Genomic DNA, 22088 nt, shown 5'->3' with positions numbered 1-22088 from the left:
CCGGCGCTGACGATCGCGACCTGGAGACCATGATTCAATATGCGCTTCGATCGATGAGCGGATGATGAGCCGACCGCCGGCGCTGACGGGGGTTCTGGTAGACAACGCTCGTCGGCTCCTCGCCGGCACAGGCACGTCTCGGCGGCTGGCGTGTCAGGCACCGATATCAACTCGCCGCCTCACCCAGGGAGGGCAATGACCGGGCTGGGGGCTTTGGCCGCCGCGGGCGGGGTGCGTCTGCTCGCGTCCGTGGCTTCGCCCGCGGCTCGGGCGCTCGCGCGGAAGGCGACGTTCCGGCGGGCGGTCTGTCGCCGCGTACGCAAGCGGGTCAAGTGGCCGTGTCCGTGGCGCGCCTATCGGAAGTGGCTCAAGACCCTCACGGCGGAGGAGCTCGCTGCGCCGGTCGAGGAGATCCAGGCGCACCTGGCCGCTCGTCTCGACGCGATGCTGGCCGCGGCGTCGACAGACTGGGTGCAGTCGCCGGAGCACCTATCACGGGCACTGCGTTTGGTTGAGTTGACGTACCCGGCGATCGCCGCCGGACTTGGCGACGCCAATCGGACGGCGATATGCGAGAGCTGGGCGCAGCAGCGCAGCTTGCAAGTGCGGGACCTGCTCCTCCAACTGGTCGGCCCCGGCGCCGGGCTCAGCTCGCCCGACCTGGCCTGCGCCCTGGAAGCCCGCTCGCGAGCGCGGCGCGCGGTACGCCTGCAGCCCTATGAACTGGACGAGGACACGCTGGCGCCGCACTTCGCGCACGTCGAGATCGTGCAGGTTCCGGCGGGCGAGGTCCGGGTGCTGCTTGGCGACTTCGGCTCCGGCAAGTCTGAAATCGGCGAGGCCTGGCACCGGGCCCGCATCACAGACCTCGCCGCGCACGAGTCGGCGCCGTTCCCCGTCTGGTGCAACGCCCGCGACCTCGTCGCCGAGTCGCTGGAGGCTGCCGTTGAACGGCAGGTGGGCGCCGCGTGGCGGCACGGCCGCGGCGCCGCCGCCGTCGTCGACGGCGCCGACGAGGTGGACCCATTCACCGCGCAGGCGCTGCTGGAAGCGGCGCGGACGACCGTTCGGACGTTCACGAACGTCCGCATGCTGCTCACAGCGCGGCCCGGCGTCCTCGCGCCCACGGATGCAGAGGAGCTGACGGCGCCGCTTCTGGCCGATGACGAGGCTCAGAGCCTGGTTGAACTGGCAGGGGGGCGAGCACACGACACGTGGCAGTGGACGGCCAACATGCGCACGACCGTCGCGCGGCCGTTCTTCGCGCTCGCCGCCGGCGCGATGCTAGCGCGGGACGAGGCGCCGCGCGGTGAGGCCGACCTGATCCGGGGGCTCGTCGAGGACGCTCTCAAGCACGGGAAGCAGCGCGCGGCGGTCACCTCGACCGAGACGCGATCGGTCCTCACAGCGATGGCCGTGGCACTCACCCGCTCCGGCACCGACGGGCTTTCGTTCGGCGACCGCCAGATCGCTCGGTCAAGCCGGCTCGTCGCCGACGCCGTCGATGGCACGGCCCGGTTCTCGCTGCCGATCTTCCAGCACTGGTTCGCGGCCCAGGCGCTCTTGTCAGGAGATGTGCCCGCCAGCGAAGTCATGGCTGACGCGATGAGCTTCAACCGATGGCGCTGGGCCGCGGCTGTGGCCGCCCTCAGCGCGAACGGGCCTGACGCCGTTGACGACCTGCTCACCGCGTGGGTCGCGGCGAACCCGGGCGCAGCCGCCTGGATCCTCAAGACGGCCTTCGCCGGTCACCGGGACTGGCGCGCGCCGGACGACAAAGCGCTCGACCCGACGACAAGCGGCGCGCGCCTGCTCCGCGCGCTGCGCACCTGGACTGACGCGCTAGGAGGCCTCGCTGCCGACACCGTCCCGTGGCCGGTCGTGGCAGGCCCGGTCGAACTGGGCGTCGCCGTGTCTGGGCCCCGCATCGACGTCGGGTTCGCCAGGTCCGCGCCGGCGGCGGATCTCGTAACCGAGCTGCCGCAGGGAGTGCATCCATTGGCTGGCGGATCGACGGTGGGCTGGTCGGCGTGGATCAGCGGCGGAGCGCCCGAAGGCGACGTCTGGCCGTGGACCATGGTCCGCAACCAGGTCGCCAAGGCGACGATCGAGAGGCTGTCCTGGGACCATCGGCTGGGTGCCTCGGACGGCGTGTGGGTCGCCGAGCACCGCTTCGACCTCGCGCGGCGGCTGCTCAACCGGGGCTCGCGATTCCAACAGCCGCTGCCCGCCGAACGGGTACGCGCGCAGGCCGTAAAAATCCTCGACGCGGTCGGCGGGGCACGCAACGCGAGGATCGTGCTCAACGGCCGGAAGATCGGCGGCAGTGACCTCGACGACCTCGTCCGCTGGATCGACGACAGTGCCGCGGAACACGTGGAGTCCCACCTGCCAACCGCGGACATCGAGCATCCGACCGGCGGGTGGGTCTGGGACCGGTTCTCGCCACAGCGACTCATGGAGTTCGAGGTCGAGGTCTACGGCCGCGCCTGCGACGCCTACGACGAGGCCGCGGCGCACGCGTTCGCTCGACTCAGCTGGTCAATGCCGGGTGCGGCGCTCGCGCCGTTCGGCGTCGTCATGGAATTCACAAGCGCCAGCGGCGACCAACCGCCGGGCCTATCGCTGACGCGAGTGCCGGTGGCGCTGCTCCCACAGTTCGCCGCCGAACGCGAGCCGGCCATCCGGTCCGCATCCGGCCGAGCGATCATCRCTTACGCCGAGCCGGAACCGTCAGCAGACCGGTTCCCGGCGATGCTCGGACAGGTACGGGCCTGGCTGGCGCAGCGCGGACGCGAGTCGACCGCCAGCCTGGGCTGGGCCCACACCGCCGCGGACGACATGGCCGAAGTCCGACCCGCGTCCAGCGTCGCCGCCCGCTGGCTGAGCGACGACCTGAAGAATCTAGGGCTGGCCACCGGGACTTTCCCCCAGCTCCGGTAACTGCGGAGCGAAGGAGAGCACCGCCTCGATCACATCCGATCATGGTCAAGCGACGCCGATCTCTCCAGAATCATGCTGGAACCCGTGCTCATTTCTCCCACCCGATGACCGTTGTCGGCCGCCTGCGCGGCGCTCGCTACCGACACCCGACTCTCGGGAAACCGTGTAAGGCTTCGCATGCGACAGCCCACGTCGCGAACATGTTCACGACGTGGATGCCCAGCCTGGAGGCGACTCAACACTTTTGGCGGTTGGTAAGGTCGAGCAGGACTACCTGCGCCGGGTGGTGCTCAGAGAACGGGACGATCCCGGCCAGGGCCCCGGCAAAGTTGTCGCTTAGCAAGCAATCTTCATGATCGTCTCCAGTGGGCGTTCGGGACGGCGGGCGTGATAACGGATTCCCGCGGCGATGTTCGTAGTACCGGCCAGGCGCAGGATCGTGATCGCGAGGTTGCGCATGCTGGCCATGACCTGGGGCGCGTTACCGGTCCGCACCTGATCGAGGTCCTCGCCGAACGTGACGTCGCGGACCCAGTGCAGCCGGTTCTCCACGTRCCAGTGCTCCCGGGTGAACGCGGCGAGCTCAGCCGGGCTCGCCTGATGGGTTGGCAGGCTCGTGACCAGGTAGGCGACCTCGGTCTCGACCAGCCCGCCGGTGAGTGGCTGACGTCGACGAGTGATCCGCACCGCCTGCACGGCGTGCGGGAACAACAGCCCGGCGCGAACCTCGGTGGCTTTCACCGTGCGCCGTTCGCGGCGGCCGTGGCCCCGCTCGACGGTCCGCGCGCTGGTCCTCACCTGGCCCCAGGGCAGAGCCGCGAGCTGGGCATACAGGCTGGGCTGGTTCGCCTTCACCGTCAGGACGTAGTGCGCCCCGCGGCCGACCAGCCAGCGAGCGGTCTCGGTCTGGGTATGCAACGCGTCCGCCGTAACGATCACACCGGCCAGGTCGAGGCCCGCGAGTAGGACGGGTAGCGCGGGGATCTCGTTCGACTTCGCGTCCACCGCGACCTGGCCGAGCACCACACCGGTGTCATGGTCGAGCGCGGCGAGCAGATGCCGACCCGCGACCTCGCCGGTGCGGGAGCCACGCAGGGTCTTGCCGTCGACCGCGACCCGCCGCCGCGTCCCCTCCCGCGGGCTGGTCACCGCGGCGGCCCAGGCTCCCAGCGCCGTGTCCAGCGCATCAGCGTCGAGGGCTGCGAACACCCGGCGGAACGTCGACTCCTCAGGCACCCGGACGATCCCGAGCGGACCGGCGACCGCCTGACCGGCATCAGCGGCCCACTCGCCGATCGCGGTGAACGACCGCGCGCCAGCGACGACCGCGCAGGTCGCCAAGGTCAGCACCACGGCCAGGCTGTACCGCCGCCCTCGGGATTTCCGTGGATCCGGCACCCGGCCGAAGACCGCCAGCAGACCCGACAACGAGGACGGGCCCTGATAGYCGTCAGTGACAGCRACAGCCAGCTGATCGAGAACAGGAACAGGCGGTGATACTGGTACGGCGGGCACGGCACCTCAGGTCGATCATGATGGCGTAGGAACCTCCATGATCTCCAGGTGTCGTGCCCGCACCCATGAAGCCCCCGACCGCGGGCCGGTCTCCCGCTACACAGCCCCACCACAAACCCCAGGCCTGACCCACCGCCTACGCGTCAGCAAACTTGCCGGGGCCCTGCGATCCCGGCGGGTTCGCTCCGGCGCTGATCGATCAGACCGTGCGTTTCTGTCTTGATCATGGTTTCCACGTTGTGCTGGAGGGCATCCTCACCGCGGCCCGCTACRCCAGCATGATCGAAGGACTGCTTGGTGCGCATCAGGGCCGGAGTTTCGTCTTCTACCTTGACGTGTCGCTGGAGGAGACGCTGCGTCGTCATGCCACCCGGCCGCAGGCGGCCGAGTTCACCAGCGAGGACATGCGCGGCTGGTACCTGCCCCGTGATCTTCTCGGGGTAGATGGCGAACAGGTCGTCCCGGAACACTCGACGCTCGACCAGACGGTCGCGTTCATCGGAGCCGCCGCCGGGCTTGTACCCGCGTCGCCCATCCGGGCGGCACCAGGCAGTCCTGCCCCATGAATCGCGCGACGGGTGCGGGTGTGCGGGATTCRTGGCCTGCCGCTCCAGACCAGGTGTCGGCTGGCCGCAGCCCATGATGCTTCCGCCAGTCGCTGYGTGCTTAGGGGATCGTGGCCTTCTTCACCGTGCCGCTGACCGCTGGCAAGCCAGTCAGCGGGGCCGATGTGGGAGGCCTGGAAGATCCACTTCAGCTTCGTAGAGGTCCTCGAAGGCGCGGACCGCCGGATCGGCTCGAAACGCGGCGAGACGAGCGCGCAGGTGTTGGACCCGGTCGGAAGTGCGTGCTGATCCTGCGCGGGCGTCGAGGCGGACGACGTGTGAGGCTTCCTCGACGGCCCGGTGGAGATCGCCTGTCTGCAGGTAGGCCTCRGCGAGCCAGGAGCGGTAGAGGGCGGCTTCGCGGGCGTGGTCTTCGTCGCAGCGGGCGACCGCGTCGACCAGCAGTGGTTCGGCGCGTTTCGGGAGGCCGAGTTCGACGTAGCAGCGGCCGGCCATCATCTKGATCTCGTTGTCGTCGAGCCAGTACACCCAGGTCGGTTCGTCGTCAGGGTGGCGCTGCTCGTAGTGCCGTTCCACCGCGGCGAGCGCCTTCTCCGTGGCCGACCGGTCGCCGGCCTTCGCATGTGCCCAGGCGATCCGTTCGTACAACAGCGCCAGAGTGGCCGGTGTGGCGGAGTCCTCCGCTCCGCGCAGGGCGGTGCGGGCCAACAGGATCGCGGTGCGCGGGTCGTGCTGATTCGCGAACTGGTAGCTCAACGTCGAGATCAGGTTCGCCGCGACCGGGCTGTTACCCGCAGCGTGCGCGGCTTTCACTCCGTCGAGATAGAAACGGCGCGCGGCCTGGGTGTGGCCGGCGTCCATCGCGACCCATCCGGCGAGCTGGCAGAGCTCCGCGACCGCGGACTGCAGCCGACGTCCGAGATGCTCATCGTAGATCGCGTCGCCGAGCACGGCGGTCGTGGCGGCGACTTCCCGGGAGACCAACTCGTGCAGGTCCCGGCCGCCGACGAAGTCATCCAGACGGCGCAGCTGCACGACCCGGCCTTCCACCGTGCGGGTAAACGCCTCGCCGATCCGCCTTCCTACGCGGGTCTCCACGACCTGGGGTGGTTCGGTCACCAGCCACTCGTGCGCGCGGCGCAGAGCCGTATCCGCGTCGATGTCCTCCTCTATGGGATCGTTGCCAGCGGGCGCGACAGAGCTCACCCGGCCCGGAAGAGCGGGCACACGCACGTGTTCGACACTGACCGGCTCAGGCCGCGGTCGGCTGCTGATCGCGGTGGCGTTGTGTGCGGTGCCGTCCTGCGCCGGCCGTGGAATGCTCTTGTGGATCTGCGCGATGAGGAGCAGATCGTCGTGGGGCATCTGCTCGCGATCATCAAGGTCAATGAGGTTGTGGATGCTGGTGCCGTAGACCTCGGCGAGCAGCGCAAGGAGCTGGGGGGTCGGCCGGCGACGCAGGGGCAGCGGCCAGTTCTCCAGCTCGCTGAGACGGGGGCCGGTCATCGGGGCCTTGYCGTGCGGGTCAAGGCCGGTGCGGGCGGCGTGAGCGTTGATACGGCCCGCGGCCTGTTGCTGAGTCCAGCCGTGCGCGATCCGGTGCGCGGCGCGGGGACGGTAGTGGTAACGGCGGGCGAACTCGATCGCGATCTCGTCGTGGGACATGCCGACGGCGCGCATCCGCTCCCGCAATTCGTCCTGCTCGACGCGATGGCTGGGCGTGGCCACGACGATCGTGAGTCCCTTCCGTGACAGAGTGTCATCTCGCGATTCCGGAGGCCTGTCCACGGTAGTCGATCGATCACGCCCCGGGGAGGCAGGGGCGGTATCGCCGCGAAACGATTGCTGCCGCCGTTGGTGTTTTCCCAGCTCACACGGGGTCGAGAAAGACGAACAGCTTCTTCGCGTTCGAGGGAATGACCGGCGGCACGGCTGGGGCGATGGTKTAACGGTTCCACTTTGCCTACCGTCAGTGAGGGCCGTTCCCATGACGTGGATCGCCGACGCCACACTCCGCGACCATCCCCCCGGACCCGGCGCCACCCGCACCGGCCGGATGGAGCCGGCGGTGTCGACCGGCCAGAGGCCGCATCGGAGTAGCCGGCTGGTCGCAGGCGCATCCATGACGGGCTCGACGGGCTTCGCCGTGGGTGGGCCTGCAGGTCCGGGCGGTGCGAGGGGCGACGACTGCGTCCTGCCGGGGAGCGGGGAGCTGGCGCGGTGAGCCGGCCGTCCGGTTGCCCGGCCTGCTGGCCGGATGCCGATGTGCGGTGGCTGGTCGAGGACACGCGACGGCGGATCGTGTCCGCGACCGCGGAACTGTGGCCGCAGTTTCGGGTGGACATCGGGCCGCTGTTCACGGCGGGCACCACGTTCGCCAGCCGGGTCCAGGTCGGGGGGTCCGTGGTGTGCGCGGCGGTGCGACCTGGGGGTGCGCTGTCGCGTGTCGTCCGCGGCGACCACGGTGACCTCGCCGCGGTGCGCTCGGACGACCGCGGGTGCGCGGACCAGGTACAGGCACAGGCACAGRCAGAGCAGCTCACCGCACTGGCCGCGCACAGCGGGCTTCGGGTGGCCGCCCCGACCGCCCTGACCGGCGGGGTGCTGTTCACCCCCTGGGCGGCGGGGCCGAGCCTAGCCGCCCGCGTACAGGCCCAGCCTGCGATGYTGACCGAGCTGCTGGCCACGTTGATGGACGACCTGAGCGAACTGCACCGTGATCCGGCGCGACAGCTGCGGCAGGTCGCGGCACCGGCCCAGGCCCGCAGCCTGCCTCGGGTGGTCACCGCGGCGCTGGAGCACACGACGGATCACTTCCACGCCGACCGGGCGCCGGCGGGGGAGGTCGGGGAGCTGCGGGCGCTCGCGGGAAGCCTGTCGATGCGGCTGGGCCGGCTGGCCGCCCGGTGGGATCCCACGGCCTGTCCCAGCGCCGGACTCGCCTTCGGGAACCTCTCCCCCGGCCACATGCTGTATCCCGACGGTTCGCCGGCGCCGATGCTGGTAGCACCCTCGCTCGGGCCCGAGGGGGAACCGGCGGACACCGGGACGCTGCTCGGCCRCCTGCATCTGCTGGCGGTCGGTGCCGCGCCGAGCGTACGGGCGGACCTTGTCGAAGGCCTCGAAGCCTGGCTCGCCGGCCAGCTGGCGGCCCGCCGGGAGCAGTGGAAAGGCTGGCTGTCCGCCGTCCTCACGGTCTGGGCGGCCACCGTCTTCGACCGGGTCGTCACCGCTGAAACGCTGCCCGCCGCCCTGCCGCTCGCACCCGTCACCGCAGCGCTCCGGACCGATCCCCTGCCAGCGCTGGCCGCTCTCGACGTGCTGACCTGCGAGCTACGCCGCCGCGGCACCGATGCGGCGCTGAACGCCACCCTCAACGCGCTCGCCGGCACCACATCCGCCGGCACCGCCACCGACAGCGCAGAGCTCACCGCAACAGCCACACCCCGCTGATCTTGCCGACCCTGTTCGCCTTCCCGTTCAGAACCCGAGGTGTCTCTGCATGGCTACGGCTCTCCGCCCGTCGGCGGACAACCGGTCACTACCCGAACCTGGCCCCAGCGGCGCCTCGGCCTGCGGGGCATCGTCGCCGATGCCGGCACCGATCCGGTGATCATCGGCGAAGGGCAGGCTGGCCGCCGCGTAGGCGAACAAGCGCCCGACCAGGCGAGTGCTGCGTTCGAGCGGCTTCGTCGCACCGCCGTCCACCTCCTGGATGTTCACGTTCACCGCGATGGCGTGTGCGCGGGCTGCGGAGGCACCTGGCCGTGCGGCACCGCGGTACTCGCCGAGCACAACCTCGCGCTCGTCCACGAGACGACCCCCGCCCGATCCCCGTCTACGCCCCCGCTGCGCGAGGGCGCGACCAGGCCCGCAACCCTCCGCCGGGAGAACCCCGTGACCACCACCGCTGCCGCCCCATCCGCCCCCACCGAACCGCCCGACCAGCCGCTGCCGCACCGCATCTGGCACTACCCCGCCGCCCCGCGGTCCGCCTCCGATGCCCGCCACCACGTGACAACCCAACTCCACCACTGGGGCCTCAACAGCCTGACCGACACGGCCGCCCTCGTGACCTCCGAGCTGGTCACCAACCCGCTCGCCGCCAGCCACCACGCACGCCACAGCGGGGACGACGACCTGACCTCCCGCATCGCGATGCGCCTGACCTACAGCCCTCAGGACCTGATCGTCGAGGTGTGGGACGCAGGCGCTGGTCGCCCCACCCGCCGGACCGCCGGACCCGACGCCGAGGACGGCCGCGGCCTGCAACTGGTCACCGCCCTGAGCGGACACAGCGGCCACTACCAGGCCCGGGTCCRCACCGCCGCCGGCCACCGGCCGAAAGGCAAGGTGACCTGGGCGAGCCTGCCGCACACAACCCCATCCACCCAGGTGCCGCGGGACACCGCCGCTGGGGATCTACCGCGGCGCGCCACATCCCCCGGCCTCACCGAGACGACACAGGACCCGATCGGGTTCGACCTGGCGCTGCTGCAACGAGTACGCGACGGCCTGCGCAACCTGGACGACGGGACCCACCTCCACACCAGCAGCCACCCCCACCAGCCTGGAACAGGCGRCACAGCATGACCCGATCCGCCGACCGTTCCTGCCCACCGTGGTGCACGCAGCCCGCCGGCCACCTGGTCGCCGAACCCGCCGGCCCCGGCGACTACCACATCTCCGCGTTCACGGTCATCGACCTGCCACCGATCCCCGGCCTGCGGGACACCACCGCGATCCAGGTCGCGATCGAGCAGTACGTCACCGCCACGACCACCCACCAGCCGATGATCGCCATCGGATTAGGTGCCGACGACGCGGACAACGAAGCCCTCACCCTCGATGAGATCGACGCCCTCATCTCGGCCCTCACCCGCGCGGTCACCCGCGTCCGTACCACCTCGCCGTGCCACACACAGGACGACCATGGCCCCGTCTGACACGCCTCGGGGCACACCCCGATCCGGTACGGTCGCCGATCCACCGACGCACCCTGCCGACGCCAGCGGTCCGCGCATCCACCCACTAGCGGCCAGCCGGGCGGCCGGACCGCGCAGCAGCGGGCCCGTGGCCGGCGCGGCGCCGACCGCCACCAAGCCCACACACCCCCCACGCTCCGTGCCGATCGCGGTCACCGCGCACCTGCTCCTGATCGACCAGACGGGACGGATCCTGCTACAGCAGGCGGCGAACAGCCGGTGGGGCCTGCCCGCGACCGAGCTGCGCTTCGACGTCTCACCCCAACGCCATGTCGTCGCCTTYGCCGGGAGGGATCTGGGGATCGAGGTCGCCGAACGCGATCTCCTGCTTGCTCACGTCAGCGCGCACAGAACCACCGCGCAAGACACGATTCGTCTGGTCTTCAGCGTCGGTGTGTGGAACGGCGAACCTGCCCACAGCGCCTGGCGTCAGTGGGCCTCTCCCGGCAGACCCCCTGAGCGGATGGCCCCCTGGGACGCCCAAGCCCTTCCGGTGCTCCTCACCATCACGCCCTACACCGAGATCGGCTGGGCCAGCCCAGACTGGCCCGTCCTGCCCTGACATCCCGTGATCATTCTTTTCTACTGGGCTCCAACCTCACTGCCCGCAGACCTACCCCTGGGACGCACCACCCCGTCTCTGGAGGGRAAGCGTCACACGACCCGGCAGCCGAGCCCGCCCGCCTTCACCCCTCGACACCGAAGCCGACGCCCATGACGCCCCCGCGCACGGTCCCACCCACRCTCCGACCGGTCGTCCTGCTCGCGCGGATGCGCGATCTCCTCCCGCCCACCGAGCTGGYAGACGTGCTCGCCGCCTTCATCCCGCCCATTGACCCCGCGGGCGCGGCCTGGATTGACCTCTGCGCGGCGCTGGACGCCTATGACCACGCAGCTGAACAGAGACTGGACCTGGACGAGGCATGCCAGCAAGTCGACATCGCCGCCATGATCGCGGGGGCCGGGGTCGACGGTCTGCCGCCCTCGGCGACGAACAACGGGCGCCGCATCACGGCGTTCACGCAGCTCAGGCCAGTGGCCACCAGGCGAACAGAACGTTCCCTCCGCGGGGGACGACACGGCGATCAATCCAGCTGATCATTCTGTTTGTCTGCCTGCCCGCGGGAGGTGGGTACCGTCTCAATTCCAGGAGTGGCCGTGGCTTCGCAGCACCTGTCCGACACGAGCTGGGGCGCCCTCCGTATCAGCGAGTGGACCGAGTCGGACCTGCTCGTCGTCCGCCGCTTCGATCAGCCCGACCCCCGTCACCGCCGACCCTCCGCCGGCGAGACCGTCGTCCTCGCCGGCGCACGCGCCCGGCCCGGACAGGACCTGGTCGCGCTCAGCCCGACCCCAGGGCTGATGACGGGCGCGCTGACCGCGGTCTGCCCCGGGGGCAGCGTCACCGCCGTCGCCCCGACCGCCTCAGCCCTGGCCCTGATCCGGCCAACCCCGGAAACCCGCTATCGGTGGGGATCCGTGTGGGACCTCACCGATCTACCTCTCCTCGACGCCAGCGCCGACGCCGTGATCGGCCGCACCGTCCTGGCGCCGCTCGGCCATCCCCGCCGCATGCTGATCGACATCGCCCACGTCCTGCGACCGGGYGGACGGCTGTCGATCTGCGAACCGCTGCTCGGCCAGCGAAKCCCGACCGACCTCGACGGACTGAGCTGGCACGACCTCGCCCAGGTCGTGAAGGTCCTAACAGACGTCCAGCCCGCAGCTCACGCCTTCACCGTGCCCGCCGCGGTCGGTAACGCCCGCCTCGCCGGCCTCGTCCACATCGAGCACATCACCGACACCGTCACCGCCAGGATCACGAATGTGGCCGCCGCCGAGGCTGCACTGCACGCCCCGGGCCCGGCCGGCGAGTCCGTCTACCAGGCAATCAACCGCGCCTTGGGCGCCGCCTTCGCCCGCCGCTACGCCGATGCGTGGCGCGTAACCGCGCGCCGCCGCCCCCTCGTGCTGACCACCCCGATCGTCTACCTGACCGCCGTCAAGCCAGACACCGGGACCTGACCGCTGGACACCGCCGCGTCGCGCAGGGCGCGGCGCCGCGGACCGCCACCYACGAACCTGACATCTGTTCGGGAGTCCACCGATGGCCGCATACCCGCCGCCCACCTTCGCCACCACCCGCCCCCACCCGGCCAGGGTGCGGAACTACTTCCTCGGGGGYAAGGACCACTTCCCGGTCGACCGGGAGCACGCCGCCGCCCTTGTCTCGATCGTCCCGAACATTGCGGAGGCGACCCATGCGTCCAGGCAGTTCCTGGTCCGTGCGGTCACCTACCTGGCCGTCGACGCGGGCGTGCGGCAGTTCCTCGACATCGGGCCCGGCCTGCCCGTCGAACACGCCACCCACCAGATCGCCCAACAGGTGGCACCGCAGTCACGCATTGTCTACGTCGACAACGATCCTCTTGTCCTGGCTCACGCTCGCGCGCTGCTCATCGGAGCGCCCGAGGGGGTGACCGTCACCGTCGATGCCGACATCCACGAGCCGAAGGTGATCCTCGGACGCGCGGCCGAGACCCTCGATCTCGCCGAACCCGTGGGCCTGATCCTGACGGCGGTCATGGGGCTGGTCGACCTCGACGAGGCGTACGCCATCACCCAGACACTCCTGGATGGCCTGGCACCGGGCAGCTACCTCGTCCTGGACGACGGCACGGTCGACCCGGACAACGAACAGATCACAGAGCTCGAAGAGCTGTCCGAACACCACGGATACCAGTACCGAACACCACAGGAGATCACCGGATTCTTCGACGGCCTCAACGTCGTCGAACCCGGCATCGTGCCCCCAGCACACTGGCGAAACGCTCCTGAACCGGAGGACCCACTCGCACCGTTCGGGATGTGCGGAGTCGGACACAAGGACTGATCGCTAGCGAACCAGCCCGCAGACCCCTCTCCGCCAGGACGGAGACGCCGTTCAAGATCGAAAAAGCTTGATCCGGCCGAACGAACTGACATGCCCGTGGCGAACAAACGCGGCCAGCAGCAACAGTTCTCGCAGGTCAGCCGCCTTGCAGGTACCGAAGGAAACGTTCGTGGCGAGGGGAATGACCCGCCTCGCGGCGCCAGGCATCGTAGAGCCGCGTCGCACCAATCCACCCGCACCCGAAAGATCGTTGACGCCGTAGAGTCGACAGGCCATCACACAAGGTCGTCATCCGAGCGAGGAGAAGCCTGGTGTCCACCTCCACGAGTGAGCCCACCCAGGAACAGGTGGCCCCCCAGCCCGACGATGTCGCTCGCCTGCGCGAGGAGCTCATCCAGGAACTGCGGGAACTGAAGGCAATCGTGACGCCGGAGGTGGAGAAGGCGGTGCGGGCAGTGCCCCGGCATCTGTTCGTCCCCGAGCTGCCGTTGACCGAGGCGTACGCCGCCGAGCGCCACTACGTGACGAAGAACGACGAGCTGGGGGTCARCATCAGTTCGGTGTCCGCCGCGCGGGTTCAGGCCATGATGCTGGAGCAGGCCCAGATCCGCCCCGGGATGCGCGTTCTGGAGATCGGCACCGGCGGGCTCAACGCCGCGATGCTCGCCGAACTCGTGGGCGAGACCGGCCAGGTCGTCTCGATCGACATCGATCAGGACATCATCGACCGGGCAGCTCGGTTCCTACCGGCGGCGGGCTACGACAGCATCATCTTGCTGCGCACCGACGGCGAGTTCGGCGCCCCCGAGCACGCTCCCTTCGACCGGATCATCGTCACCGTCGGCGCGATGGACCTGCCCCCAGCCTGGAGTGACCAGCTCGCCGAGGGCGGCCGGCTCGTTGTCCCGCTGCGGATGCGTGGCCTGACCCGGTCGGTGGCGTTCGAGCGGGAGAACAACCGTCTGGTGGACCGCGGCTACGAGCTGTGCGGCTTCGTGCCGATGCAGGGCGCCGGAGAACAACGTGAACGCCTCGTCCCGCTCCACGGCGACGAGGTGCGCCTGCGCCTGGACGACGGCCAGCAGGCCGACGGTGACGCCTTGGGCGCCGCGCTGACGATGCCCCGCAAGGAGGCGTGGGCAGGGAGCGTCGAGAAAGGCGGCAGGTTCGACGGACTGTTCCTGTGGATGRCCATGAAGCTGCCCGACTTCGGGCTGCTCGCCGTGACGAAAGCCGCCGTGGATTCCGGCCTCGTCACCCATTCCTGGGGGCTGGGAGTCCCGACCCTTCTCGACGGTGACAGCTTCGCGTACCTGACCTTCCGACCCACGGACGAGACACGCGAGCATTTCGAGTTCGGCGCCTACGGGCACGGCCCCCACGCCGACACGACCGCCGCGAAGCTGGCCGACCTCATCGGATCCTGGGACGGCACCAGTCTGAACGCCCGCATCAGCGTTCACCCCRCAGACGCCCCGGACGAGTCCCTTCCTCCGGGCGCCCTCATCCTGACCCGCCGCCACAGCCGTATCGCGGTTACCTGGCCGTCCTCCACGCAGGACCGGCTGTCCGGCGAGCACTCCGATGCCGCTTCCCAGCCGCGCCGAGCGACCGAGGACGACCTGGGTGGCGCACAGGCCCAGGAAGGGTGAGACATGACGAGGCCCAGTCTGCGGGCGGAGCAGGATGAGCTGCGTACACGGATGCGCGCGGCCGGCATGTCCCACGACGAGATCGCGGTCGAGTTCGCCCGCCGCTACAAGCTGCGCCCCCGCGCCGCGCACCGCATCGCACACGGCTGGACCCAGGCACAGGCCGCAAACCACATCAACGCCCACGCCGCCCGCACCGGCCTCGACCCCCACGGCACCGCCCCCATGACCACCCCCCGACTCTCGGAACTGGAGAACTGGCCACTACCGAACAACCGCCGCCGCCCCACCCCCCAGCTCCTCGCGCTACTCGCCGAGGTCTACGGCACCAGCATCCACAACCTCATCGACCTCGACGACCGCGAAAACCTCAACCCCGCCGACACACTCCTGATCAATGCCACACGCGGAGACGCTCCATCGACACCGCTGGYAGGATTCCCCGCGGCGCTGTCACCGCCCACGGTTCCCTATTCCCGGCCGCCGGCTGATCCTGGCGCAGACGCGGGATTCGGCGGTGTGCCCAAGCGGCTGCGTCTCGATGCGTCGGCTGGGAGCATCGAGGGAGTGGACGTTCTCGGCCGCCGCGGGTTCACCCTCCTCGCCGGCTCCGCGCTTGTGGCGGGTCTGGCAGGGCCACGTCGTGCCCGCCGCGTCGACCCGGCGCTCGTCTCCTACTTCGACGACCAACTGCAGGGCCATTACCGCGCGGACATGCTGCTCGGCTCCGGCGCGCTGATCGGCACGGTCGTCTCCCAGTTCGAGGTCATCGAGCAGCTGGTGGACACAGCGGATGGGCCGACCCGCCAGCGCATGGCGAAGGTCGGCTCGTCGTTCGCCGCGTTCGCCGCGTGGCTGTGGCTGGACGCCGGCGATCCGGTCGCCGCGATGCGCTGCCACGACGCCGCCCTCGAACTGGCCCACCGCTGCGGGGAACGCGACGCCGTCGCCTGCGCTCTGGTCGACCGGGCGATGGCCTTCACCGACCTGGGCAACGCGATGGCCGTGATCGACCTGTGCCAGGCCGCGCTGGTCGACGCCCGGCATCTCACGCCCGAGGTTCAGATCTTCGCCCTGCAGCAGCAGGCGCACGGTGCTTCGCTGCGCGGCGACCGCCGGCAGGTCGATCTCCTGCTCGATCAGGCCGGCAGGCTCGTAGACCAGGTCGACGTCGAGGAGTGGGGCACAGCCTGCCGCCRCACCGACAGCTACGTCGAGGTGCAGCGCGCCACCTGCTACGGACGGCTCGGCCTGGCTGACGACGCCGACCGTCTCTGGCAGCAGATCATCCCCGCCGCGCCTCCCTCTGCCCGCCGCGATGTCGGGGTCTGGTCCGCACGCCATGCCGTCGCCGCCGCGCAGCAAGGCGAGCCGGAACGAGCGGTGGGCCTCGCACGCTACGCGACCGCGCTCGCGGTGGAGACCGGCTCCGCGCGAGCCCGTCGAGAACTCGCCGCGGTCRCCGCAGCGATGACCCCATGGCACACACACTCCGTAGGCCAGGATCTGGCGGAGGCGCTCGCGCCCGTCACCACTGACGAGACCGGGAGAGAACATGGCTGAGGCTCTGTCACGGGAACAGATCGAGCACCACCTCACGACCCTGGACGGCTGGACCACCGATGGCCGACGCATCGAACGGCTGTACTCGTTGCCCCACCTCCAGGGAGCGGCGTTCGTGATGCACATCGCCGCCATTCAGCACGAGTTCGGTCACCACTCCGACGCGACGCTCGGCTACAAGACCGTGCACGTGTCCATCAGCTCCAGCGACATCGGCGGCTACGTCGCCGAGCACGACATCGAGCTCGCCCGGCGCATCCAGGCAATCGCCTCAGCGCACGGTGCGGGGTAAGACCAGGTCAGCGGCGCGTTCCCGGCTCCCTTCGCCACCAGTCGGGCTCGTGCCGCAGCCGTGAAGGTTTCCCTTTGATCGAAGTCGTAGCCTCACGCAATGACCTGTTCCCATGACCTTCGGGTTCGGCTCGCTCTGAGCAGCGATCGAGAGTTCTTCTTCGAGGTGAGGCGAGCCGCCCTGCGGGCATACGTCGAACAGACGTCGGGGTGGGATGATGCGGAACAGCGCATAACCGCCGACAAGGAGTTCGCCAATCTGCCATGTGCCGTGGTCGAGGAGAGCGGGCGACCCATCGGCTACACGTGTGTCATCCACCAGAGTGAGTACGACTTCATCGAGGAGATCGCGCTGCTCCCCGAGGCGCAAGGCCGTGGCATTGGCACCCATCTGCTACAGGGCATCCTTCGGRCGGCTCAGCKGCGTGGCGTTCCGGTCCGGCTCAGCGTCTTCGTCAACAATCCAGCACGGGCCCTCTATACCCGCCTCGGGTTCGAAGTCGTGCGGATTGAGGATCCGCGCATGTCGATGCAATGGACCCCAGGCAACGCGTGAGGCACCCCTGTCAACGGACACTGAAAACAGGATCTACCCCTGATCTTGTGGTCGAAGTGGACCCTCACGCTTTCAGGTCGCGAGGAGAACTCGTTTGCGGAGCAGGTTGAAATTCGCCCTGCCATACATCTACCTCTTGATCATTTTCGCGGCACGAGGTCGCAGCAGGGTAGCGGCGCGCGAACTCGACAGCGATCTCATCGTGCGCCATACCCACCGCGCGCATTCGGGCGCAGCTCCTCCTACTCAGCCCGCTGACTGATCTCGCCCATGGCCCGGTGTCCCCTTCCTCAACTTCGACTCGATCGGCCTTGGGGATCTCGGYCACCGACTGAACCAGCACCACCGTAGCCGTCCACTCGCAGGCGAAACGGGGGCTTCGGGTGAGCCTGGGCTCAATGAGCACCCGAACGATTCCCCGCAGCCGAGACGAACATGAGGGCATGCCAGCGCGCTTTCGGGCAGGTCAGYGACCACCTACGGACCCGAATCAGATGTTCGTTCCGTGGGGAATGACCAACACGTGGGTCGCTTGGGACGCTGAGCGCGTTCAGCATCGGTTCGGCAGCCCGCCGCCATGAAGGCTGCGAGTATCTGGCCCGGTCGTCGTACGCGCCTACATCGAGAAGGACACGGTGATCACGCATTCCCCGCCCGCGCCTGCCCAYGGCCCCGCGAGCCAGTCCAACGAAGCCGAGAACCCTATCCACACCGACGAACCTGTCGTCTTCACTAAAGGTCACCATTTCAACCTCGCGGCGTTCGGCGACCTGGAGACGATCGCCGCAGGCGCATCCGGCCCGCTGTCGGTGATCCTGCAGGTGACAAAGCGGTGCAATTTCGACTGCTCGTTCTGTTCCGAGACGCTGCAGGAACCGGATCCCACCCTGGCCACGCTGGGGCGGGTGCGGGACAATCTGGTGGGGGTGCCCCGGGTGTTCCTGTCCGGCGGCGAGCCGCTGCTGCGCCGCGACATCGTCGACATCGTCGACATGTTCGCTGGCACCGTGATCGGGTTRCCGACCAATGCCACGCGGGGCCTTCAGCAGGCACGTCACCTGGCCGGCAAGGTCACGTTCGTCACCGTTGGGCTGGAGGGGCCGCGGTCGACGACGAACCGGGTCCGCGGCGACTACGACAGGATCATGGCGGGGGTGCGGGCGTTCCAGGACGCGGGCCTGCCGCTGTCGCTGTCGGCGGTCGTCTATCGCTCAACGCTGACGGCGCTGCCATTCACCCTCCAGATCGCCGACGTACTCGACGCCGGGAAGCTCAAGCTGATCCTCCCCTTGCGCAAGGGCAACGCCCTCGATCTCGCCGACCACGAGTTCCTCACGGTCCAGGAGGCCACGGCGGCGTTTGAGCGGCTGGCCGAGCTACGCACCGTGAACGACTGGCGGCCAGCGTTGCGGCTGACAACCTGGACCCCAGACACCGAAGGTCACATGATCGTGATCAGCCCACGTGGGCTGGCGAGTGCCTGGCCGGTCTACGACGCCCCCGATCTACTCGAACCGTTGGGCAACCTGCTCGACGAGCCGATCTCCGCGATCTGGGCACGCTACCGGTTCAAGCGCAACCACTACGCCAAGTACCTCGGGCACACGATCCACTCCGCCAGTCGCACCGAGCGACCGCCGGCCGCACGCCATCCGCTGCGGATCACACATGCGTGACGCGACCAACCTGAACTGGATCGACACCCCGTTCGGCGGCGCACGGCGCCCGTTCGCCAACCGGGCCTCCCTGCTTGCCGCCTTCACCATCAACGCGGCAGACGACTCACCGGCCGCCGCCGCCGTGTACCTGCCGCTGCCACAGACGCGCCCACTGAAAGTGGCTGACACGACGGTTCGGTTCGGCTTCCATGCGGTCGCAGCCGAAGGGCGGGCGGAGGCTGCCGCCGTCGTGGCCTCGGTCGACGCTCTGTTTGTCCAAGCCCGACGACAGGCGGCGATCCTCGCCGGCCACCGGCTCGCCGGCGAACTCGCGGCCCTGACCGCCACCAGCTCCGGACAGGTCACACGGGGAATCACTGCGGTAGCAGGCGCGTGGAACGGCCAGCCCCCGAAGCCAGGTCTGGCGCGCCTGTATGAAACTGCCAGCGAACCGGCCCCGGCCACGCTGGCCGACGTGTGCGCCGCCCACCGTCTTCATGGTCTTTCCCTCGATGCTTCCTGGGTCGCGGCCGGCTCATCGTGGTCGGGCTCGCAGATCCTGCGGCATCTCGTCACGCGTGCGCTGGCCATCGCGCTGATCGCCGCGGGGAGCACCAGCCACTACCAATGGAACGCGCTCCACCTCGACACAGTCATCGAGGCCACCGCTTGGGACCAATTCACCGAACTGTGCTCCACGCCCGTCCCATGACGTCGTCAGGCACGTGGGCCGATCCGGCCTTGCGCGCGTTTCCGCGCACCGTCCCGCCGAACGCGACGACCGGCCTCTGGTCCTGAAAGGAGCTTGCCGATGCTGCGTAACTGCCTGGTTGTCGCGGTTGAAGGCACCCATGCCTCCGGCAAGACCACGCTCACCCACGCGCTCGCCGCCTACTACCRGGAACGCGGCGTACACGTCGCCTGCGTCCCCGAACCCGCGCGCAACAGCCCCTTCATCGAGGAGATCGTCGTACACGGACGCGGCGAGTTCGACCTGGAGACCGAGGTCGACCTGTTCGCCGCCCAGCTGACCAGCCAGCTGCGCACCGCCCGCCAACACACGATGATCATCGCCGACAAAACCATCGCGAATGTCCTCGCCTACGCCTGGCTGGTCCTGCCTGGCGGCCCAGACGGACCACATGCGCCCATCCTACGCGCCATGGAATCCTTCTGCCGGGCCTGGTCGCACGTCTACGACGCGGTGTTCTACTGCTGCGACAAGTTCGACCAGCACCAGATCGGAGATCCCTACCGGTCGAAAGTCCTCGACATTCAGCCAGCAGCCGACCGAGTCGTACGCAGCATTTGCGCCAGCGTCGGGCAGCACATTTACGATATCCCACCAAACATGTCCACCAGCGCGAGAGTCGACTGGATCGCCGGGCAGCTCATCGCGCTCGGCCTCGACCCGACCACCCGCTGACCACCTCGCACCRCAGGGAGACCCACCATGACGTACCGCAGCGTCATCGACGTCATGCTCCTGTTCCTCCGCGGCGACACCGTTCTACTCGCCCTGCGGTCCGGTACCGGGTTTGCCGACGGGTGGTGGAATCTTCCCAGTGGAAAACTCGATGCCGATGAGGATGCGGTCGCCGCAGTATGTCGTGAATCCCGCGAAGAGGTTGGCATTCTACTGACCCGGGACGACCTGTCTCTCGCCTCGACCGTGCATTTTCGAAACGAGCACGGYGAAGCACGCCTTGGACTCTTCTTTCACGCAAGGTCATGGAGCGGAGAGCCGGTCAATTCCGAACCCCACAAGTGCGCCCGGATCGCCTGGTTCCCACTCGACAGCCTCCCCGAAAATACCTACCCGTACACTCGCGTTGGAATTGAACTCTGCAAGCAGAAGAAAAACTTCACCGTCTCCGGCTGGAATATTTAGCGAACACCGATATCGGCTCCGACGAGTCGCCGGAGAGAGTCTCCACTCCGATATTCCGCATCGAAGGTTGCCGGATTTCAGTCGATCTTCGGCTCATCACCGCTAATCCACTCGCACCCAGCGGTCCAATTGATCACCCCGGGGATCCGTAGCACAGTTTGCCGAAAGGATTCATATTCACGATGAACGAGCGCGAGTTTCATACCGTCGTCGTGGGGGCAGGCCCCGGCGGATTAATGGCGGCGCACCGAAGTGATGTGCCTGCGCCAGGACTTCTCCTCCTCGACGGAGGGGACGATGTAGACGATCGCGTTGGCGTCATGCGGTCGGGAGATCGACGTAATGTCGTGACCAGGGGTTTCGGGGGCGCTGGCCTGTTCTCCGACGGGAAGCTGTGCCTGTCTCCGCGGATCGGGAGCACCGTCAGCCACAGATTTCCCCCAGCTCTCGTCTCGAAGCGTCAGCACGCGATCGATGAGATTCTTCGTTCCGGTGAACGGGCAGACCTTCACGGCTCCGACGCGGAGACCGCAAAAGGTTTGGAGAAACTGGCCGAGACCGCCGACCTGGAGTATGTTCACTATCCGGTCCGACACTTAGGAACCGACCAGCTTCCACGGATGCTCAAGCGGCTGAGATTGCGGTTGTCTGAGAATGCCACTATCGCCTGCCGTACGACCTGTCTGGACCTTCGCCCGTCTGGACGTCGCGATTTCCGGTGGGAGCTGGAGCTGGACGGCCCAGTTTTCAAGCGGGTCCATGCGGTCAACGTTGTCCTGGCGCCCGGGAAAGTAGGAGCATCGTGGCTCGGGGAGGTTGGCCGCGCCCTCGACCTGCGCCGTGACCCGGCGCAACCGAAGATCGGTTTCCGATTGGAGGGGGCGAAGGAATTTCTCGCACCTCTCCTGAAGGTCGCTACTGATCCCAAAGTCATCTGGAGCGGACCCGACGGGGTCGAGGCGCGGACCCATTGCGTGTGCTACGGCGGCAATGTGGTCCCTGCCGACTATCACGGCCTGCTGCTCGTGGGCGGGCATGCGACCTCCACCCACGCCGAGAACCGTTCGAACAGTGCCATCATCGCTACGGCCGGGCGCCGGCTTCCCCTCAGCGCGGCGGATGTCCGAGGGCTAGTGGCCGGGATCAACAGCCGCTACGGCGGTCTGATGAGCCAACGTCTCGGCGATTTCCTCTCGAACGAGGACGTCGCCGCCGGCCGGGCGGTACGCGGTTTTTCGCCAAGCATCCCGGCAGCTACTCCCGGCGACTTCACCACCGAATTCCCGGCCGAAATCGTTCACGTCCTGCAGTCATACCTTCACCGACTCTCCGCCCTGTGCCCTGAAATCCTCCATCCGGAGAATGTCCTTTACGGGCCGGCGGTAGAGCGTTGGGCGTCCCGCTTCACCGTCAATGACGATATGTCAGCCCTTGGCCATCCAGGATTGTATCTCGTGGGCGACGGGCCCGGACTGACCGGCGKAATCATCGGTGCCGCCGAAACCGGCTGGATCGCGGGCGACGCTATCACCGCCGAGGCGCACCGCTAGATATCTCTCGAAAACTGCSAGTTCC

The 22088-nt window shown here is 68.7% G+C and carries 20 protein-coding genes and 1 pseudogene; 18 read left to right on the top strand and 3 right to left on the bottom strand.

The window, feature by feature from the left end; all coding sequences use genetic code 11:
* Positions 1 to 195: 195 nt before the first annotated feature.
* Entirely contained in the window at positions 196 to 2943 is a 2748-nt protein-coding gene (locus Manayef4_RS12295) for a hypothetical protein (RefSeq protein WP_139140071.1), read from the top strand.
* Between the two features lie 336 nt (positions 2944 to 3279).
* Here the strand turns inward: Manayef4_RS12295 and Manayef4_RS12290 are convergent, their stop codons facing one another.
* Entirely contained in the window at positions 3280 to 4362 is a 1083-nt protein-coding gene (locus Manayef4_RS12290) for an ISAs1 family transposase (protein WP_083282429.1), read from the bottom strand.
* A 266-nt stretch (positions 4363 to 4628) separates the two neighbouring features.
* Here Manayef4_RS12290 and Manayef4_RS12285 point away from each other — a divergent pair.
* Positions 4629 to 5024, top strand: a pseudogene (locus tag Manayef4_RS12285) (kinase); the annotation flags it as partial.
* Between the two features lie 150 nt (positions 5025 to 5174).
* Here the strand turns inward: Manayef4_RS12285 and Manayef4_RS25985 are convergent.
* Positions 5175 to 6752 carry a helix-turn-helix transcriptional regulator gene (locus tag Manayef4_RS25985; RefSeq protein ID WP_070131682.1) on the bottom strand — a complete coding sequence of 526 codons (1578 nt, stop codon included), beginning with the start codon at positions 6750 to 6752 and terminating at the stop codon, positions 5175 to 5177.
* A gap of 492 nt (positions 6753 to 7244) precedes the next feature.
* On the opposite strand from Manayef4_RS25985, the gene Manayef4_RS24200 reads away from it, so the two are divergent.
* The gene (locus Manayef4_RS24200) at positions 7245 to 8477 is read left to right on the top strand and encodes a hypothetical protein (protein WP_070131681.1); all 1233 of its coding nucleotides are present in this window, start codon (positions 7245 to 7247) and stop codon (positions 8475 to 8477) included.
* Between the two features lie 27 nt (positions 8478 to 8504).
* Here Manayef4_RS24200 and Manayef4_RS12270 read toward each other — a convergent pair whose 3' ends face one another.
* Positions 8505 to 8837, bottom strand: a complete 333-nt coding sequence (locus Manayef4_RS12270) for a hypothetical protein (RefSeq protein WP_023841398.1) — start codon at positions 8835 to 8837, stop codon at positions 8505 to 8507.
* Positions 8838 to 8921: 84 nt separating this feature from the next.
* Here Manayef4_RS12270 and Manayef4_RS12265 point away from each other — a divergent pair, with 84 nt between their 5' ends.
* From Manayef4_RS12265 to Manayef4_RS12195, 15 genes are all read left to right on the top strand, one after another.
* Complete coding sequence (locus tag Manayef4_RS12265) at positions 8922 to 9617, top strand: ATP-binding protein (RefSeq protein WP_070131680.1); 696 nt, start codon at positions 8922 to 8924, stop codon at positions 9615 to 9617.
* Positions 9614 to 9970 (top strand): hypothetical protein, encoded by a 357-nt coding sequence (locus Manayef4_RS12260; protein WP_023841400.1) that lies wholly within the window; start codon positions 9614 to 9616, stop codon positions 9968 to 9970. The genes Manayef4_RS12265 and Manayef4_RS12260 overlap by 4 nt, the downstream gene beginning before the upstream one ends.
* A gap of 127 nt (positions 9971 to 10097) precedes the next feature.
* Positions 10098 to 10571 carry a hypothetical protein gene (locus tag Manayef4_RS12255; RefSeq protein WP_254665616.1) on the top strand — a complete coding sequence of 158 codons (474 nt, stop codon included), beginning with the start codon at positions 10098 to 10100 and terminating at the stop codon, positions 10569 to 10571.
* Positions 10572 to 10816: 245 nt separating this feature from the next.
* Positions 10817 to 11107, top strand: coding sequence for a hypothetical protein (locus Manayef4_RS12250; RefSeq protein ID WP_175443372.1), 291 nt, complete (start codon positions 10817 to 10819; stop codon positions 11105 to 11107).
* A 60-nt stretch (positions 11108 to 11167) separates the two neighbouring features.
* Positions 11168 to 12034 carry a methyltransferase domain-containing protein gene (locus Manayef4_RS12245; RefSeq protein WP_083282428.1) on the top strand — a complete coding sequence of 289 codons (867 nt, stop codon included), beginning with the start codon at positions 11168 to 11170 and terminating at the stop codon, positions 12032 to 12034.
* An 82-nt stretch (positions 12035 to 12116) separates the two neighbouring features.
* Positions 12117 to 12902: an SAM-dependent methyltransferase gene (locus tag Manayef4_RS12240; RefSeq protein ID WP_023841404.1), complete on the top strand. Its 786-nt coding sequence runs from the start codon at positions 12117 to 12119 to the stop codon at positions 12900 to 12902.
* 311 nt (positions 12903 to 13213) lie between these two features.
* On the top strand, positions 13214 to 14554 hold the full coding sequence (fxlM, locus tag Manayef4_RS12235; RefSeq protein WP_083282417.1) for a methyltransferase, FxLD system: 1341 nt from the start codon (positions 13214 to 13216) through the stop codon (positions 14552 to 14554).
* A gap of 3 nt (positions 14555 to 14557) precedes the next feature.
* The gene (locus Manayef4_RS12230; protein WP_070131678.1) at positions 14558 to 16117 is read left to right on the top strand and encodes a hypothetical protein; all 1560 of its coding nucleotides are present in this window, start codon (positions 14558 to 14560) and stop codon (positions 16115 to 16117) included.
* Positions 16110 to 16409, top strand: a complete 300-nt coding sequence (locus Manayef4_RS12225) for a 4a-hydroxytetrahydrobiopterin dehydratase (protein WP_023841407.1) — start codon at positions 16110 to 16112, stop codon at positions 16407 to 16409. The genes Manayef4_RS12230 and Manayef4_RS12225 overlap by 8 nt, the downstream gene beginning before the upstream one ends.
* 99 nt (positions 16410 to 16508) lie before the next feature.
* Positions 16509 to 16964 (top strand): GNAT family N-acetyltransferase, encoded by a 456-nt coding sequence (locus Manayef4_RS12220; RefSeq protein WP_070131677.1) that lies wholly within the window; start codon positions 16509 to 16511, stop codon positions 16962 to 16964.
* Between the two features lie 635 nt (positions 16965 to 17599).
* Complete coding sequence (locus Manayef4_RS12215) at positions 17600 to 18640, top strand: radical SAM protein (RefSeq protein WP_023841409.1); 1041 nt, start codon at positions 17600 to 17602, stop codon at positions 18638 to 18640.
* Positions 18633 to 19334, top strand: a complete 702-nt coding sequence (locus tag Manayef4_RS12210; RefSeq protein WP_023841410.1) for a hypothetical protein — start codon at positions 18633 to 18635, stop codon at positions 19332 to 19334. The genes Manayef4_RS12215 and Manayef4_RS12210 overlap by 8 nt, the downstream gene beginning before the upstream one ends.
* Before the next feature lie 99 nt (positions 19335 to 19433).
* A complete protein-coding gene (locus Manayef4_RS12205; RefSeq protein ID WP_070131676.1) occupies positions 19434 to 20048 on the top strand; it encodes an AAA family ATPase in 615 nt (204 codons plus the stop codon).
* A 27-nt stretch (positions 20049 to 20075) separates the two neighbouring features.
* Positions 20076 to 20513: an NUDIX domain-containing protein gene (locus tag Manayef4_RS12200; RefSeq protein ID WP_023841412.1), complete on the top strand. Its 438-nt coding sequence runs from the start codon at positions 20076 to 20078 to the stop codon at positions 20511 to 20513.
* A gap of 182 nt (positions 20514 to 20695) precedes the next feature.
* Positions 20696 to 22063 carry a dehydrogenase gene (locus Manayef4_RS12195; protein WP_070131699.1) on the top strand — a complete coding sequence of 456 codons (1368 nt, stop codon included), beginning with the start codon at positions 20696 to 20698 and terminating at the stop codon, positions 22061 to 22063.
* The last annotated feature ends 25 nt before the right edge of the window (positions 22064 to 22088 follow it).

It is taken from the genome of Frankia sp. CgMI4 (assembly GCF_001756285.1).
GTDB lineage: Bacteria > Actinomycetota > Actinomycetes > Frankiales > Frankiaceae > Frankia > Frankia casuarinae.
Note: the sequence above shows the minus strand (reverse complement) of the source record. Positions and strands in the feature narration are given on the sequence as shown.

What these genes read in the sequence shown, in the direction of transcription:
- Manayef4_RS12210 (WP_023841410.1), top strand. Translation starts at nt 18,633, where the DNA reads ATGCGTGACGCGACCAACCTGAACTGGATCGACACCCCGTTCGGCGGC.
- Manayef4_RS12260 (WP_023841400.1), top strand. Translation starts at nt 9,614, where the DNA reads ATGACCCGATCCGCCGACCGTTCCTGCCCACCGTGGTGCACGCAGCCC.
- Manayef4_RS12225 (WP_023841407.1), top strand. Translation starts at nt 16,110, where the DNA reads ATGGCTGAGGCTCTGTCACGGGAACAGATCGAGCACCACCTCACGACC.